At 59.5% G+C, this 16,278-nt stretch carries 17 protein-coding genes; 16 read left to right on the top strand and 1 reads right to left on the bottom strand.

The genetic code is table 11. The features are described from left to right. Positions 1 to 97 precede the first annotated feature (97 nt). From pdxH to J2X35_RS16460, 8 genes are all read left to right on the top strand, one after another. Positions 98 to 715: a pyridoxamine 5'-phosphate oxidase gene (pdxH, locus tag J2X35_RS16425; RefSeq protein WP_310187434.1), complete on the top strand. Its 618-nt coding sequence runs from the start codon at positions 98 to 100 to the stop codon at positions 713 to 715. A gap of 253 nt (positions 716 to 968) precedes the next feature. Next, positions 969 to 2,015: a hypothetical protein gene (locus tag J2X35_RS16430; protein WP_310187437.1), complete on the top strand. Its 1,047-nt coding sequence runs from the start codon at positions 969 to 971 to the stop codon at positions 2,013 to 2,015. Between the two features lie 35 nt (positions 2,016 to 2,050). Beyond that, positions 2,051 to 2,650 carry a hypothetical protein gene (locus tag J2X35_RS16435; RefSeq protein ID WP_310187438.1) on the top strand — a complete coding sequence of 200 codons (600 nt, stop codon included), beginning with the start codon at positions 2,051 to 2,053 and terminating at the stop codon, positions 2,648 to 2,650. Further along, positions 2,647 to 3,318 (top strand): dTMP kinase, encoded by a 672-nt coding sequence (tmk, locus tag J2X35_RS16440; RefSeq protein ID WP_310187440.1) that lies wholly within the window; start codon positions 2,647 to 2,649, stop codon positions 3,316 to 3,318. The genes J2X35_RS16435 and tmk overlap by 4 nt, the downstream gene beginning before the upstream one ends. Positions 3,319 to 3,347: 29 nt before the next feature. Then, entirely contained in the window at positions 3,348 to 4,145 is a 798-nt protein-coding gene (locus J2X35_RS16445; protein ID WP_056111526.1) for a hypothetical protein, read from the top strand. Between the two features lie 43 nt (positions 4,146 to 4,188). Beyond that, on the top strand, positions 4,189 to 4,878 hold the full coding sequence (locus J2X35_RS16450) for a hypothetical protein (protein ID WP_056206798.1): 690 nt from the start codon (positions 4,189 to 4,191) through the stop codon (positions 4,876 to 4,878). A gap of 72 nt (positions 4,879 to 4,950) precedes the next feature. Continuing rightward, a complete protein-coding gene (locus J2X35_RS16455) occupies positions 4,951 to 5,619 on the top strand; it encodes a phosphoribosyltransferase family protein (protein WP_310187442.1) in 669 nt (222 codons plus the stop codon). Positions 5,620 to 5,963: 344 nt separating this feature from the next. Next, on the top strand, positions 5,964 to 6,866 hold the full coding sequence (locus J2X35_RS16460; protein WP_310187443.1) for a helix-turn-helix transcriptional regulator: 903 nt from the start codon (positions 5,964 to 5,966) through the stop codon (positions 6,864 to 6,866). A gap of 96 nt (positions 6,867 to 6,962) precedes the next feature. Here the strand turns inward: J2X35_RS16460 and J2X35_RS16465 are convergent, their stop codons facing one another. After that, positions 6,963 to 7,880: a helix-turn-helix transcriptional regulator gene (locus J2X35_RS16465; protein ID WP_310187444.1), complete on the bottom strand. Its 918-nt coding sequence runs from the start codon at positions 7,878 to 7,880 to the stop codon at positions 6,963 to 6,965. A 357-nt stretch (positions 7,881 to 8,237) separates the two neighbouring features. Between J2X35_RS16465 and J2X35_RS16470 the strand changes: the two genes are divergently transcribed. From J2X35_RS16470 to J2X35_RS16505, 8 genes are all read left to right on the top strand, one after another. Then, a complete protein-coding gene (locus J2X35_RS16470; RefSeq protein WP_244478757.1) occupies positions 8,238 to 9,266 on the top strand; it encodes a TRAP transporter substrate-binding protein in 1,029 nt (342 codons plus the stop codon). A 15-nt stretch (positions 9,267 to 9,281) separates the two neighbouring features. After that, positions 9,282 to 9,791 carry a TRAP transporter small permease gene (locus J2X35_RS16475; protein ID WP_056111511.1) on the top strand — a complete coding sequence of 170 codons (510 nt, stop codon included), beginning with the start codon at positions 9,282 to 9,284 and terminating at the stop codon, positions 9,789 to 9,791. 9 nt (positions 9,792 to 9,800) lie between these two features. Next, complete coding sequence (locus tag J2X35_RS16480) at positions 9,801 to 11,084, top strand: TRAP transporter large permease (RefSeq protein WP_310187445.1); 1,284 nt, start codon at positions 9,801 to 9,803, stop codon at positions 11,082 to 11,084. 574 nt (positions 11,085 to 11,658) lie between these two features. After that, the gene (locus tag J2X35_RS16485) at positions 11,659 to 12,510 is read left to right on the top strand and encodes a dihydroorotate dehydrogenase electron transfer subunit (protein ID WP_244478756.1); all 852 of its coding nucleotides are present in this window, start codon (positions 11,659 to 11,661) and stop codon (positions 12,508 to 12,510) included. Then, complete coding sequence (locus J2X35_RS16490) at positions 12,504 to 13,448, top strand: dihydroorotate dehydrogenase (RefSeq protein WP_056111506.1); 945 nt, start codon at positions 12,504 to 12,506, stop codon at positions 13,446 to 13,448. The genes J2X35_RS16485 and J2X35_RS16490 overlap by 7 nt, the downstream gene beginning before the upstream one ends. After that, positions 13,445 to 14,728 (top strand): Zn-dependent hydrolase, encoded by a 1,284-nt coding sequence (locus J2X35_RS16495; protein ID WP_056111502.1) that lies wholly within the window; start codon positions 13,445 to 13,447, stop codon positions 14,726 to 14,728. The genes J2X35_RS16490 and J2X35_RS16495 overlap by 4 nt, the downstream gene beginning before the upstream one ends. Beyond that, positions 14,725 to 15,774: a dihydroorotase gene (gene pyrC, locus J2X35_RS16500; protein ID WP_056111499.1), complete on the top strand. Its 1,050-nt coding sequence runs from the start codon at positions 14,725 to 14,727 to the stop codon at positions 15,772 to 15,774. The genes J2X35_RS16495 and pyrC overlap by 4 nt, the downstream gene beginning before the upstream one ends. Positions 15,775 to 15,886: 112 nt before the next feature. Beyond that, positions 15,887 to 16,207 carry a hypothetical protein gene (locus J2X35_RS16505; RefSeq protein ID WP_056111495.1) on the top strand — a complete coding sequence of 107 codons (321 nt, stop codon included), beginning with the start codon at positions 15,887 to 15,889 and terminating at the stop codon, positions 16,205 to 16,207. Positions 16,208 to 16,278 lie beyond the last annotated feature (71 nt).

Raw genomic sequence — 16,278 nt, forward strand, 5'->3', positions numbered from 1 at the left:
GTTTTATGGGATGAAGGGCAAAAATCGGGATGTGCTTGCGCTTCTGATAAAAATCGGCTCATCTTCCGCCGACATTGGAAAAACGCGAGCGTCAGACATGAGCGACAAAGAGTTGGCAGCCGGCGACTTCACCACCGAAGAGGAGCCGCTGAAGCTCTTCGCCAAATGGCTTGCCGATGCGACCAAAAGCGAAGTGAATGACCCGGAGGCGGTTGCGGTGGCGACCGTCGACGAGGACGGTCTGCCGAACGTGCGCATGGTCCTGCTCAAGAGCGGCGACGAGAACGGGTTTCTGTTCCACACCAATTTCGAGAGCGCCAAGGGGCGTGAAATCCTGGGCGCGAAGAAGGCGGCCATGTGCTTCCACTGGAAAAGCCTGCGCCGTCAGATCCGCCTGCGTGGCCCGGTCGAAGTCATTCCCGATGCCGATGCCGACGCGTATTACGCCACCCGTCCGCGCGGCAGCCGCATCGGCGCCTGGGCGTCGAAGCAGTCGCGGCCGCTGGAAAGCCGGTTCGCTTTGGAAAAGGCAGTAGCCGAATACACGGCCAGATACGCCATCGGTGAAATTCCGCGGCCGAAATACTGGTCCGGTTTCCGCCTTATCCCGCAGACCATCGAATTCTGGCATGACCGCTCGTTCCGCCTGCACGACCGCGTCGTCTTCACCAGGCAGCCCGGCGGCGGCTGGACGAAGCAGCGGCTTTATCCGTGACGATATTCGCGGCTGGTCCTCCGGCCGCAACGCACTTGAGTTGCGGTGGGGTCAGGTGTCTCAATCGTGAGATTCCATTTGACAACCGATCTACCCACGCGTTTACTGCTCCAATCCTCGATTTAGCCCTACAAGTTTTTTACAGAGCGCCAGAAAGACAGCAAAAATATCGCTATAAGTCCTTTCAAGCTATCAAGTTCCCTTGAAGAATTCGTGGGCGGATGTAGAGGAAAACTGTCAATACGGCGGCGAAATGAATCTACAATTATCGCAAGACAAGACGATTGATCTCAAGGTTCTGATTTTCGACCAGAGTAATATTGTCTGCGACGGTGGATCGCAGATAGAGGGTTTCGGCACGAAAAGGTCGGACTATGACCTCTATCTGATTTTCGATGCCGACCAGCGCGAAGCCAATGGCATTCCCGACACAACGTTCGACTACCACATGCCGGTGGGGGAAATCGACGGCCGGACGGTCGATATCGAACTGATGTCGAAGCAGTATCTTTCCAATCTTGCCGACACAATCAACCAGCTTGAAGGCAAGCCGAACAACAAGATCGTCAACATCAAGCTGGAACGGCTCAACACCTATTACCGGATGTGCATCGCCAGGGCGCTGTACAATGGCGGCGATTTCGCGCCGATCCAGGCAAAGTTCGACAAGGAACGCTTTCGTGGCTTGTTCGCCCTGTGGTGCGAATTGCACACGGCCCGCACCAAGCGTGAGGGCAGGGCGCAACTCGATGCGGGCGAGGACGAAGCCGCTTTCGAGACCTACCGCGATTGCTACCAGTTCGCGACGGACAGCCATCTTGCGAAGCATGGCGAGGCCTTCACCAGCCGCAAGTACCGCTTTTCCAAGCTGGCGCGGCGGTTCGGTCGTGATTCAGAGGTTTTCCAGCGCTGCTGGGGGTTGAAGTCGCTCGGCAACCGCTCCATCGCCGAGTATGTGCGCGAGGTCGAGACGCTCTGCGACGATTTCGGCCTCAAGGCGGACGTTGCCGCGGAAGAGCGCGTCCAGATGGCGCGGGCGCGCAAGGCCTTCACGCCTTTCCGTGTCGGGCAACAGCATTATCTGGTGGAAAACCGGACGCATATGGTGCCGGTCCCGGCGGACGCGGTTGCGCTTTGGCCGGAACTCGATGGCAAAGCCGATCTCGACCAACTGACAGCATCCTTTGCAAAGCGCGAGAAGATCGGCGCGGATGCCGCCGGTCAGCGCGTCCGCGCTGCCCTGGAGGCGCTGGAGAAGGTCGGCGCCTGCGCACGTTCCTATGCACCGCGCCACAGCTGATCGCCGAAGATGCCAGACGAGATGACGGAAACATCATGAAGACCGGTTCAAGCAAGTCAGGCAGCGTGGAAAACAGCGGAAGAAACCAGCTTCCGGCTCCCGAGTTCGTCCAGGCCCAGGCGCGCGCGCTGTGGCTGACGATGTCCAACTACAAGACCATTCGTTCCAACATCGAGGGAGCCCTCGATGAAGACGAGTATGAACTTGCGGCCCTGCAGGCCCGCTTCGGCCTTCAGATCGGCATCCGCTCCGTCATCGCCCGCCGCGGCCTCTACTATGTCGACAAGGGGCCGTTCGAGGTGATGCGCAGCCATTTCGCCGAAGACGATCCTGTCCGGGTCAAGGGTTTCGCGCTGGACAGGGCCAACCCGATGAGCCCCGACGAGGTCATCGCCTATTGCGGCGAGTGCCATCATTTCGTCGAAACGATCTGCGGTGTTGCCGCATCGACGCTGACGGATGCCGTCTCCCGCGACGACCAGATCGAGGCAGCCATCGGCCTGATGGAAGACGTTACGGGTCTTGCCGATTATCTGAACGTCCATCTGCCATGGCCTGGCGAGGACGTTGTCATCCTCAGGATGCTGCGTTCCAAGCTCAAGAGCGCGCAACAGAAGTCGCAGAGTTCGGTATGACGAAGCCTTTCAACAAGCGTGGTCTGCTGGTGGCGTTGTGCGGCCTGGATGGCGCCGGCAAGACGACGCAGCTCGAGCGCATAACCACGAAGCTTGCCGCAACGCGCAACATCTACAAGACCAAGCAGCCGACCGACTGGTTCCGCGAGATGGAACTGGTGCAGAATTTCAAGAACCTGCTCGGAGACCAGTCCGAACTGCTGCTTGCCGAACTGGCTCTGCTTTCCGCGACGGACCGTTTGCGCCACCACCGGCTTGAGGTCGAACCGGAGCTGGCGAAAGGCAATCTGGTGCTGACCGATCGCCACATCGTGTCGACATTCACCAGCTTCCTTGCCAGCGGCTTCACCGACGTCGAGTGGCTCAGGAGCATCAACCGCTACTCCTTGATCCCGGATCTGGTCGTTTTTATCGACGTGCCGCCGGAAACGGTCATTGCGCGTGTCAAGACAAGGACGGAGATCAAGAAGCAGGAGATCGACCTCGATCTTGTCATAAAGACCCGGCAGGCTTTTCTGGATCGCCCCTGGGGCGACGATCTCATTCCCAATTACCACGTCGTTGACGGAACCGCGCATCCGGACGAGGTTGAGAAGAACATTCTGGCGCTGATCGATCAGGCGGAGGCCCGCAGCGCCCCTGCATCGATGCATGAAATGGTCAATTGAACTCCTCGAACATACGAAGGGATGGAGTCATGGGTACGACGCTGAACCAGGATAACAGGTTCTTGAAGTTCATCGAGGCGTTGGAGGATTTGTGGGAGCGCAGCGGGCCGCCGGCCAAGCTGGCCGATTTCGACGCGATCCTCGAGCTTTCACGCGAACTGACCAGCACGCAGGCCGACCGGGTCCGCCTCTGCGAGGACAGCGCGGACTTCATCCAAGCCGACCAGCATCCGCGCGGCATGTCCTACAAGCATCAGCACGGCTTCAGCAAGCTGTCGCTGTACCGCTCGCCGAAGCATCAGTTCAACGTCCGCACCCATATCTGGTGGGACAGTGAACTTTCCGATGAATCGCCACACGAGCACCGGTGGCCGTTCTGCTCGACGCTGCTTTCGGGCGCACTGCGCGTCGCCAATTTCGTCATCGCCGAAGAAGACGGTCCCAATTCGACGGCCGGCGAAACGGTGCCACACGTCCAGCACAAGTTCTACGACGCCGACAAGGCCGGCGATAAAGCCGTGGAAATCGTCAAGCAGGTGGAACTGATGTGCGCGGCCAAGGTGCGCATCGTCGCCGGCTCCCAGCACATGCTGTGGCACGATCAGCCGCATCAGGTGTTCGGCGAAGGCGGCGAAGTATCGGCGACTTTCCTCATCACCGGTGCGGCCTGCCGTGAGTTTTCCAATGTCTATCGCGGCATGAGCTTCGAATCGAAGAAGCGCGAACTGGCAGGCAAGCACATGACAGCGGACCAGATCGCGGATGAGCTGCGTCTTTACGCCCGTGAAATCGAAAAGCCGGGCCAGAAGCAGGCAAGCGCCGCTTGATCGCCAGCCGCTGGCCTGAAAACGCTGACAGGATAGACAGCCTATGCCGTCTTTGAAGCTTATCGACCATCCGGGGCCGGGAAGTTTCCTGGTGTTTTGCGGCGTGGATGGAACGGGCAAGTCGACAGTCGTCGACCTTGTTCGGCAAGGGTTGGAGCAACGGGGTCAGGTGACCCAGATGATCAAGCAACCCAGTCCCTTCATTCGGGAGTACAAACCTTTCCGCGACCATGTGGAAGGGCGCAATCGTGAAGACTACGCCTATTCGGCGATTTCCATGATCGTGCAGGCGGACCGGGTGCAGATGTCGGCACAGGTCATCGGGCCGGCCATGGCGGAGGGCAAGGTCGTCATTTCCGACAGATATGTGCTGTCGGGTCTGGCCCGGCTGATCCTGGCGGGCGAAACCGAGACGGAGTGGTTCTACGCGACCAGCCGCCTGATGATCAAGCCGACGCGGACCTTCCTTCTGCATGCCGACCCGAAGGTAATCCGCAAGCGGCTCGACGCCCGCGATTTCGAGGTCACCGACGATCAGCAGTTCGAGGAAATCGTGACGCAGCAGGAGATCATGCTGAAGCTGGCCAAGGACATGGATGTGTTGACTATCAACACATCCGATATCCAGGCCGAGGAAGCGGTCGCCAGGGTGTTCGAAAACCTTCCCAATCTGTCGTCTTCAGCGGCCCCAGCCGAGCTTGGCTGGAACAGCCCGGCCGCGGTCTCGCCCTGATCTTCCGACAGGCATGTGTGAATGCCGGCGCATAGGGCGCTTGAACAGAATTTGAATCCGTGAGGTCAGACGATGGCGCAGAAGGATCGGTCGGCAATTGCACGCGGCCTTTGGGAGATAAAGGCCGTGCATGTGCGCTTCGACAGTCCGGTGACGCTGCCGCACGCGCAGCCGTCGCCGCTGTTCATCGACAACCGCCGCGTCTTTTCGGAGCCACCGCTGCGCCGCTTGATCGTCGACAGCATGATCGAAGACATAAAGGCGCCTGGCGGGGAGCCGGTTCGCGTCATCATCGGCGATGAAACCGCGGGGATTCCACTGGCTGCCTGGGTGGCCGACAGGCTGGATCTTCCCTTGACCTATGTCCGCAAGAAGCCGAAAGGCCACGGCCTGCCGAACCTGATCGAAGGTGGCGATGTCGATGGCAAGCCGGCTGTCCTGATCACCGACCTGATCAATGTTGGGGAATCCATCCTGCCCGGCCTGCGGCAATTGCTGGAAAAGAATGTCAAGATCGAACAGGTTATCGCGATCGTGCAGCGGTCCCCCAACCGCGCTTATCAGCCCTATGCCCCGATGGGGATCCACGTCAGCGGGTTGATCCATGTGACGGACCTCGTCGCTGCCGGGCGCGATGGCGGCTATCTGTCGGCGGAAGCCGCTGACCGGTTGCTGGCCTATCTGGACAGCGCTTCGAAAGAGCCGGTTTATGCGGAAATGCTGAACTCCACCGCGGTTTGAATACAGCGCGGCTCATCTGAATCGTTGGTGACAGACTGCGATGATCCGCGGCGTCACCTATTCCCACCGGGGTGATTTCCGGCGCCAGGATGCCTGTATCCAAAGGATCGGGCTGCGGCACTGGCTAGAATCGATTATTTGCGCAATTATGGGTTGTCTGCACGCAGCAGACGACCCTCGAGACTGGGCCATGCCATGGGAAAGGCCGAGACTAGTCGATTGTGCGATATAATTCTGGCATGAGATTGTATTCTGCCGATATGAAAAAAGTTTTACAGCCCACGCTTGCCGCCTATGATGCCGATCTTGATGAGGCAAATCGAGATTCGTTGGCAGGAAGCGATGTGATAGATCCAGACGTAAATCCGGTTCATTTCAGCGACATTGGAGCGCGGCTGCGTGCCTATCGGCTGGGAAAAGGACTGACGCCCGATGCGCTGGCTAAGAAGCTGGGTGTTTCCCGTGCTGCGCTCTACCGCGCAGAAAAAGGCGAAATCCGCAAGATCGAGACGCTGACGCGCGTTGCCGACGAACTCGGCATCTCACTTCCGAGCCTGATGGGTGTCGGCGTTGAATATGTCAGCACCGCAACCGCCTTTTTCGAGCGCATGCGGCAGCTGGAGGAAGGCTGTCAGCAGGTGATCGGCCTGTTCAGCCCGATTTCCTATCTGCTGACCTCCGACGAATACGACAATATGCTGAGGCAGGTCCTGAAGGAATCGATCCCGGATGGGACTGATCTCGACGGCGAGGCCTCTCGTGCCGTCGATACGATGATCGAGATATTGCTGGCGAGAAAGAAGACATTTCGTCTGCGCCGGCCGTTGATCGTCAGCCTTGTCTCCTCCGCCGACCTGGAGCCTTTCCTGCTGCACGGACTGGTCGGCCGCCACGATCTTCCGGCGGATACGATCAAGCAGCGCAGGCATATGGCGCGGCACGAGGCCGAATACATCGTCGAGCTGATCCGCGACCAGCCGATCGGCATCCAGATCGGCATCGTGCGCGAACCGGTGCCGGCGACGAGCTTCCAGATCTTCCGCCAGACGAACCGTTCGGTGCTCGCCATCAGCCCCTACCGGCTGGGCGAACAGCCCAATGTCAGGCTCGGCGTCGCGCTCATCACGTCGGCGCCGGAAGCGATGTCGCTGCATGAGGAAATCGCCGCGCGCCTCTGGGGCGAGGCGCTGAAGGGCGCCGAAGCGGTCGCCCACCTGGAAGCGACAATCGCGAAATACGGTATCTGATCGTTTCCGGTCCGGAAAAGCGATCATCTCAAGGCGGTCGTCGACGGATTTGGACCGAGCTTGCTCGGCGCCGGCTAGAGGCAGGCCCGGCTGTCTTCAGGCCTTTCGGCGCGCCGACGTGTCGGCGATGCCGTACTGCTCGATCATCGCCTCGAGATATTCGATGGCCTCGGCGCCCTTCAGCGCCTCGCCCCAGAGGCGCGCGGCGATTTCCTCATGCAGCGACATCGCTTCCGGCGCCGACGTGATGAGCGCGACGCCGAGCCTGACATTGGGCTGCTCACCCAGCCGGTAAGGGCTGATGGCGAGCACCGAACGGTTCGTCTGGCGGAAGATCTGGAAGCTCGTCGCCGGCACCGGTTCGCGCACGATGCCGATCTGGATGCCGATCGGCTGGTCGCGGATCAGCTCGACGATGTGCTGGGTTTCACGGCGCGCCTTGCGCCGCCGTTCGTCCACCACGCGCTGGGGCAGATCGTGACGGCCGACCAGTCCGTGCAACAGGAAGCGTTCGAGATCGGCGGAGGAAATGAGGCTGGCGATCAACGGCCGGCGCAGCCTGAACGAGCTTTTCCGGTTCACGAGGATCTCGAGCATGGCGTTGATGGCCTTGGTGGCCGACCCGTCGCGGTCCTGCTCCTGGGGAACGGATTCCTGCAATACCTCGCGCAGCATGTCGTCGTAGTCGTTCGATGTCAGCAGGTAAGATACCGGGCTGAACAAGCCGACGATCTGCTGGCAGTCTTCTTCCAATTGACGCATGCGTTCGAAGAAGGCTGTGGCGGTGCTGACATATTCGACGCCGACGCCCATCAGGCTGGTCAGCGAAACGCCGAGTTCGTCGGCGACGCTCGTCAGCATTTCAATCTTGCGGATCTGCCCCTTTTCCGCCCGATAAAGCGCCGCGCGGGAAATACCGAGCTTTTCGGCCAGCATTTCGGGTGTCAGCCCCTTGCCGATGCGGTGCGCCCGCAAGCGCGAGCCTATGTCATTGAATCGTATCGATGTTTCCATGTATTTGGCCGGAAACCATTTTTTGTTGGTTAAATTTGGGTTATTTATGGGCAGGGGTGACTTGTCAAGGTAACCAGGGGTTCGAGACCGGTTTGAAGGCCTGTAACTTGTGAATTTCGATAATTTTACTCAAAGTTTTCTACCGCCGACGTGAATCTGGCGCGAAAAGCGATCTGTTCGTTGGGGTTGCAGTTCAGCAATGCTCTGCACCTATTGCTGGTGAGTCGATGCTCTCAGATGAGCTGTGGAAAAAATGATTGCGGATGATTCATCAATAATTAATGACCATTGACAACATCTCGTCAATTTGAAAAAGTCTCAAAAAATAGACTTTTAAGACAACAAAGGGGAACTGACTTGATCAATCGTCGTACACTTCTGAAAGTCGCTGGCGGGGCTTCGGCCGCCGCTGTCATGGCGCGCGGCGCCTTCGCGCAAAGCTCGGCCAAATTCGCCGCCAAGATCGCTCACTTGGAGTCGCCGGCCCAGCCTCGTCACAAGGGCTTGGAGCAGGTTGCCGCTCTGGTGAAGGATCGCACCAAGGGCGAAGTCGAATTCACCATCTATCCGCTATCCCAGCTCGGCAATGCCCGCCAGATGATCGAAGGCACGCAGTTCGGCGCCATCGAGTGCACTGTGCAGCCGGCTGCCTTCCTTGGCGGTTTCAATCCGGTCGTTTCGGTTCTGGACGTTCCTTACGTCTATCCGACCGACCGTGCGCTCAGCCAGAAGTTGCGCGAAGGTCCGTTCGGACAGGCTCTGCTCAAGAGCTTTGAAAAGCGCGGCATGGCCCCGCTGACGATCTGGCCGAACGGCCGCAAGAGCCTGACCTCCAACAAGCCTTTGGACGATCTGGTGAAGCTGAGCGGGCAGAAGTTCCGCGTCATGGATTCCAAGGTTCTGATCGACCAGTTCGCGGCTGTCGGCGCCAGCGCTGTTCCGATCAACTTCGGTGAACTCTACACCTCGCTGCAGACCGGTCTGGTCGATGGTGAAGAGAACCCGTTGGACACGATCACCACGATGAAGTTCCACGAAGTGCAGAAGTATCTCGTGGTGACCGAACACGGCGCCATGGAAGACTTCGTGCTGTTCAACCCGACCTGGTGGAGCTCGCTGCCTGAAGGCCACAGGGAAATCATCAAGACCGCCTTCGACGAGGTTCGTCCCGAAGTGGAAAAGAACAAGGAAGCGGCGCAGCAAAAGTCACTCCAGATCATCAAGGATGCCGGGCTGAACGTTCGCACGGCCGATGAAGCGGAGCGCAACAAGCTTCGGGATGCAACCGCAGACGCGGCGCGCAAGGCTTACCTCACCCTGGCCGGTGACGAAGGTAAGGCTGTGCTCGCGGTATACGACGAGGAATACAAGAAGCTCGGCGCATAGCGGTCAGTTCGAGTCATGGCAAAAGTTTACGCTGCAGTGCAATGGGTGCAGACGACGCTCCTTGGCGCGCTGATGTTCGTCTTGACTTTTCTCTACACGTTCAACGTGGGGGTTCGGGAGTTTCTCCCGGCCCTCGCGCCGAATTTCGCCTGGATTGACGAGATATCTCTTTTTGGCCTCGTCTGGATGGTCTTCCTGTCGCTGTCGCTGGCCCTTGAGGCCGGTCGACATATCGGGATGCCGATGCTTCTGAACCGGCTTCCGCCGGCCCCGCAGAAATGGGTAAAGCTCGTCATCAACCTGCTTGGGCTTGCTTTCAGCCTTTACCTGGTCAAGGTCGGCGTCGAAATCACCAATTTCGTGGCCAACAGCGGGCAGCGCAGTCCGGTGCTGGAAGTCTCGGTAGGGTGGCTCTACTTCGTTATGCCGATCGGCTTTACCCTGCTGGCCATCCAGTACTTCCTCGAACTCGTCACCTCAGCAGATCGATATTCCAAGGAAATCGATCCAACCCATCACATCTGAGTTCATCTTATGATCATTTTAGTGCTGGTGGTGTTGGCCGTCGTTCTTTTGGCGGCTGGTGCCGAAATTTTCATGGTCCTGGGCATTCCGGCGATCCTGACCAAATATGCGTCGTTCCCGATGATGCCCGATCTCATCGTCGGGCAGCGGCTGGTCGGCGGTGTCGAAGTGGTGACGCTGCTCGCCATTCCTTTCTTCATCTTCGCCGCCGATCTCATGGCGCGGGGACGAATGGCGGCGCAGCTGGCGACCCTTTTCGACGTGCTGGTGGGACATTTCCGCGGCGGCATCGGTCATTCCACGGTGGTGACCTGCATGGTCTTCGGCGCCGCCGCGGGTTCCGCGCCGGCGACCGTGGCGGCCATGGGGCGCATCGCCTATCCGGAACTGCGCCGGTCCGGCTTTTCGGAAAAGTTCAGCCTTGGCCTCATAGCCTCCAGCGCGGAATGCGCGCTGCTGATCCCGCCATCGATCACTTTCGTTGTCTATAGCTGGCTAACCGGCACCTCGATCGCGGCGCTTTTCGCCGCGGGCCTGGTGGTCGGCATCGTGCTGGGCCTGGCCTTCATGGCGCTGGTAGCCATCGAAGCCAGGCGCCTCGGTCTGAAAGGCGGTGACCGGGTCGAGATCAAGATGCGCTGGAAAGCGTTCAGGGATGCATTCTGGGCGTTGCTCATGCAGGCGATTATCCTGGTGGGTATTTTCGCTGGCGTGTTCACCGCCACCGAAGCGGCGGCCGTCTCGGCGGTCTATGCCATCCTGGTCGAGGTTCTGATCTTCAAGTCGCTGCGTTGGCGTGAGGTCTTCGTGATCGCCAAGGACAGCGCAATCTCCACCGGCGTCATCTTCGTCCTGCTGTCGATGGGAGCGCTGCTGGCGTATTTCCTGACGCTTGGAGGCCTCGATCGCGCCGTGCTTTCCTTCCTCCAGGAAAACAACGTCAACTGGGTCGTCTTCATGCTCGGAGTGAACGTTCTGTTCCTGTGCTGCGGCATGTTCCTCGACCCGAACTCGATCATGGTCATTTTCCTGCCGACCCTTTATCCGGCGGCGGTGGCGCTCGGCATCGACCCCATTCACTTCGGCATGGTGGTCACGCTCAACGTCTGCACCGGCATGATCATGCCGCCCATCGGCCTGGATCTTGCCGTGACGGCGACGACATTGAACAGGCCCGTGGAATCCGTGGTGAAAGGGATACTGCCGTTTGTCGCGACAAACATCGTGGTGCTGCTGATCATCAGCTACATCCCACCGTTGTCGACGTTCCTGCCAAAGCTGCTCATAGGATAGGCAGCCGGGCCGATCGGTGCGCCGTGTTAAAGAAACGGGCAAAGGCCGGATGCAACATCCGGCCTTTTCCCGTCCCGGTTTCTCGCAAGAGTTTCAACGGACAGGCTTTTTTCTGCCGGAAATCGAATTTCGAGACAGAAGACAGCCGAATAGCCAGCAGCGCGATCGCGCATCCGGAATCGTTCGGCGACTCAAGATTTTGTCCGATTGGCCAAACCGGCAAAAAACCAGCATTTCCGCATAGATAAAACTTTGCGCATTGTCGCTTGGAGCAGACGTTAATATCAATTATTGGACAGTTTTGGAAATCTATCTCAATTTTGGGATTTTTATTGACAAGAGCGGTCCTTAGGCTCTTGATTGCGAGTGACTATATAGGAGGCATGGGTGGAGGTGTTCGCTTTTCCCGGAATGATTGCATCGGGCGTTTTGAACAGACCTGTCCATTTTTCGGGATCGATTTCGAGATGACGATGTGGAGTTGTGTATTGGGGAGCGTGAACATGCCTCTAACGGCAGGTGTGAGAGGGGTAGGTTTGCATCGCTTTGCGGGCATGAGAAACGAGGTGTCTGAATGACCCGCGTCCATGTCATGCACGCGAATTCAAATCGCGACCAAAAGGTAGCCGGCGTTTCGGAACTGGATCTCCGCATCAAGAGCAACGAGCCTGTGAACGGCGAGTACCGCAAGCTGGTGCTCGATGCTCCAGTCGAGCTTCTTGAGCGCTGCCATGCCGGGCAGTTCTTTCATCTGCTCTGCCCTCATATAGGTGGCGAGGCGCCCTATCTGCGCCGCCCGATGAGCATCTACGGCTTCTATCCCGAACTGGGAGAGCTTCACTTCCTCTATAAGGTTACAGGCGAGGGAACGCGGGCCTTGGGCTTCCTGGAGGAGGGGGGCACGCTCAATGTGCTCGGCCCGCTCGGCAAGCCGTTCGCTATCGAGGCGAACTGGAATCATCTTGTTCTGCTGGCGCGCGGCGTCGGACTGGCGACACTTGCGCCGCTGGCGCTCGAAGCGCGGCGTCTCAACAAGCGCATGACGGTGATCTGCAGTGCGCGTTCGCCAGAGCTTTTGATGTCGGTAGATTATTTCAAGGATCTCGGCGCCCGGGTGATCACGGTCACCGATTCCGAGGGCACCTCCGCCACCAGCAATCTGGAAACCATCATCGAGGGCCTGATCGCCGACGACGGTGTGGACGCCTTCTACACTTGCGGATCGAACAGGATGCTCAAGCTGCTGCAGCAGCTGGGCCGCCGCCACGATGTTCCCGGCCAGATTGCACTCGAGCAGCAAATGGCTTGCGGTTTGGGCATGTGTTACTGCTGCGTCCGACCCTTCCAGAAAAACGACAAGGTCGTGCAGCTGCGCGTATGCCGTGAAGGCCCTGTGTTCGACATTCAGGAAGCAATGACATGGTAGATCTATCGGTCAATATTGCGGGTCTCAAGCTGAAGAACCCGATCATGCCGGCATCGGGGACCTTCTCCGAGGACCTTGCCGACGTCTTCGATCTCGACAAGCTCGGCGCCCATGTAACAAAGACGATCACCAAGGGCTGGCGCGACGGCAATCCGACGCCGCGCGTGTGCGAAGTCGGCGGCTCGATGCTGAATTCCATCGGCATCCCCAGCAAGGGCTCGCGCTACTTCCTCGATAACGTCGTGCCGTTCTACCAGGCCTACAAGACACCGCTGGTGGTCAGCATTTCCGGCAACACGGCGGACGAGTTCGCTGCGTTGTGTTCGGAAGTCAGCGTCGATGGCGTCGAGGCGATCGAAGTCAATATCTCGTGTCCGAATATCGAGGAGGACGGCAAGGCGTTCGCCATAAGGCCGTCGTCGACCTATGAAGTCATGCGCAAGCTGCGCAAGGCCACCAAGCTGCCACTGTGGGCAAAGCTGACGCCGAACACCGGCGAGACGCCCGATGTCGCGCGCGCCGCCGAAGAGGGCGGGGCCGATGCGCTGGTGGTGGCAAACACCGTCCTGTCGATGGCCATCGATATCCGCTCGCGCAGGCCGAAGCTCGGCAATCTGCTGGGCGGTCTTTCCGGCCCGTCGATCAAGCCGATCACGCTGCGCATGGCCTATCAGTGCGCCAAGGCGACCAACATTCCAGTCATCGGCTGCGGCGGCATCTCCACTGTCGAGGACGTCATCGAATATCTGATGGTCGGCGCCAGCGCCGTACAGGTCGGCACGGCGACCTTCATCAATCCGACGGTGATGGTTTCCATCATCGACGACCTGAAAAAGTACCTGACCGCCGAAGGCATCTCCTCGGTACGCGACCTGATCGGAACGATCATCGATGAGGAGCAGGAAGACCGTGTCGTGTTCATGGAGGCTGCTCCATGACAGCGGTACGCAAACTTTCGGCCGACGACGAAGTCGGCGATATCGACGTCGCCAGGTATTTGCTGGAGACCATCGCCGACAGAACCAGGGATGTGGAGGGTTTCAGCCGTCCCGCCTTTTCCGATATCGAGACGCAGACGCTGAAATTCCTGGAGACGTTCGCGCGCAAGAACGGCCTCGCCGTCTGGTATGACGACGGCATGAATGCGAATTTCAGCCTGCCCGAAGACAAGGATGCCAAAAGCTTCGTCGTCGTCGGCTCACATGTCGACAGCGTGCCGTTCGGGGGCAATTTCGACGGCCTGGCCGGTGTGGTCGCGGGTCTCGTCTGCCTGGTTCGCGCCAAGAGGGAAAAGCAGACTTTCGAACGGCCCGTCCATGTTCTGGCCATGCGCGGCGAGGAAAGCGCCTGGTTCGGGCCTTGCTACATCGGTTCGAAGGCGCTTACCGGCACGCTGGGCGCCAAGGAAATCAAGGCCAAGCACAAGGCCGACGGTCGCTCGCTCGGCGAGCACATGGCTGACATCGGAATCCCGATGCCGAAAGTGAAGCGCGGAACGCCACTGATCGACCTGAAGGCGATCGAGGCTTATCTCGAACTGCATATCGAGCAGGGGCCGCTGCTTGTCGGCAAGAAGATTCCGGCCGCGGTCGTGACCGGCATTCGCGGCAATTTCCGCCACCGCGCGATCCGCTGCATCGGCGAGGCCGGCCATTCCGGCGCGGTGCCGAAAGCCTATCGCCGCGATCCTGTTCTGGCGCTGGCCGATCTGCTGGTGCGGCTGGACGACAGTTGGACAACCATCCTGAACAAGGGCGACGACCTTGTGCTGACCAGCGGGGTGGTGATGACCGATCCAGACAAGCACGCGATGTCGCGCATTCCCGATTCGGTAAGCTTCAGCCTGGATGTCCGCAGCCAGAGCAAGAAGACGCTGGACGACATGCGCAAGCTGCTCAAGACCGAGATGAAGCAGATCGAAAAGGAGCGCAAGGTTCGCTTCGAGATGGACGAGGAAATGACCGTCGAACCGGCGATCTGCGATCCCAAGCTGGTCGATGGCCTGAAGGACGCCATGAAGCGCGTCGGCCAGGAGCCTTTCATCATGCCGAGCGGCGGTGGCCACGACGCGGCGGTCTTCGCGGAGGCCGGCGTGCCTTCGGCGATGGTTTTCGTGCGCAACCGCAATGGTTCCCACAATCCAGACGAAGCGATGGAGTTGACGGACTTCGTCGCCGCGACCGATATTGTCTATGAATTCCTCAAAGGAAAATCATGACAAGCCTGACAATCAGGAAGCCCGACGACTGGCATCTGCATCTTCGTGACGGTTCGGTTCTGGAAGGGGTGCTGCCACACACGTCGGCGCATTTCCGCCGGGCGATCATCATGCCAAATCTCGTTCCGCCGGTGGTGACGACGGCGGACGCCAAGGCCTATCGCCAACGCATCGTGGCGGCGCTGCCTGCGGGCGACGATTTCACCCCGCTGATGACGCTCTACCTCACCGAGGGCACCGATCCTGACGATGTCGAGGCCGGTTTCCGGGAGGGCGAGATTACCGCGGTCAAGCTTTATCCGGCGGGTGCGACGACGAATTCCCACGGCGGCGTTCGGGATATCACCAAGGTCTATCCGGTGCTGGAGCGGATGGCCGAGATTGGTCTGCCGCTTTGCGTCCATGGTGAAGTGGTAGATCCGAAAATCGACATTTTCGACCGGGAGGCCGTGTTCATCGAGACCGTTCTCGATCCGCTGCGTCGCCGGATACCGGAACTGCGGATCGTGATGGAGCATGTGACGACCCGCGAAGGCATCGACTACGCCCGCTCGCAGGCGAGCAACACGGCCGCCACCATCACCACGCATCACCTGATCATCAACCGCAACGCACTGCTGGCGGGCGCCATCCGGCCGCATTACTACTGCCTGCCGGTGGCCAAGCGGGAAACACACAGGCTGGCGCTCCGCGAAGCCGCGACATCGGGCGATCCGCGCTTCTTCCTCGGCACGGATTCGGCGCCGCATCTCGATCCGCTCAAGGAATGCGCCTGCGGCTGCGCCGGCATCTTCTCATCACTCAACACGATGTCCTGTCTCGCCGAAGTGTTCGAACAGGAGGAGGCGCTGGACAAGCTCGAGGGCTTCGTCTCGCTGCACGGTCCTGCGTTCTACCGGCTGCCGGTGAATGAAGGCCGGATGACGCTTCAACGCGAAGCGGAGCCGATCAAGTTTCCCGCCAGGATCGACACCGGAGCCGGCCCGATCACGGTTTTCGACCCGATGATGCCACTCCATTGGAATGTCGTGGCTGGAACCTCCTAGCCTGTCAGCAGAACAATAGAAGAAAGCTGGAGCGGCGCGAAAGTGTGGTTTCCAGAAGCAACTTCTTTTTTCCACGCGGAGCGATATCAACGGCGGTTGGTGAAAGGACATCATGTTCGATACGCTGGTGAAGACATTGGATGAGCAAGGTGGCAGCGTACGTGCCTATGATGCATGCGCGCGCGCCGCCCGCGCCCGGATCGTCTCCGAGCCTGAAAACGCGGCTGCTTTGTTCCTGATTTCCTATGCCGCGCAGCGCTTCGTCGATGCCTATGACGATCAGCCCCTGACGGCGAAGGCGGCAGCCGAGGAGTTCGAGCAATTCCGCGCGTTGGTAGGCAAGCTGGAAAACGGCTTTGCCGGCGCCAATGTTGAAGGCAGGGTCGGCGCGCTCAATGCGGTGGCCGCGCAATTGGGCGTGCCGAAAGGCTGAGGCGCGGCTGTTGCCGAGCAGGCATTCGGGTGATTTGACTATGCCTTGCGGTCCGCGGCGGTGTCGCGCCG

It is taken from the genome of Mesorhizobium sp. BE184 (genome assembly GCF_031457045.1).
Classification (GTDB): Bacteria; Pseudomonadota; Alphaproteobacteria; order Rhizobiales; family Rhizobiaceae; genus Mesorhizobium.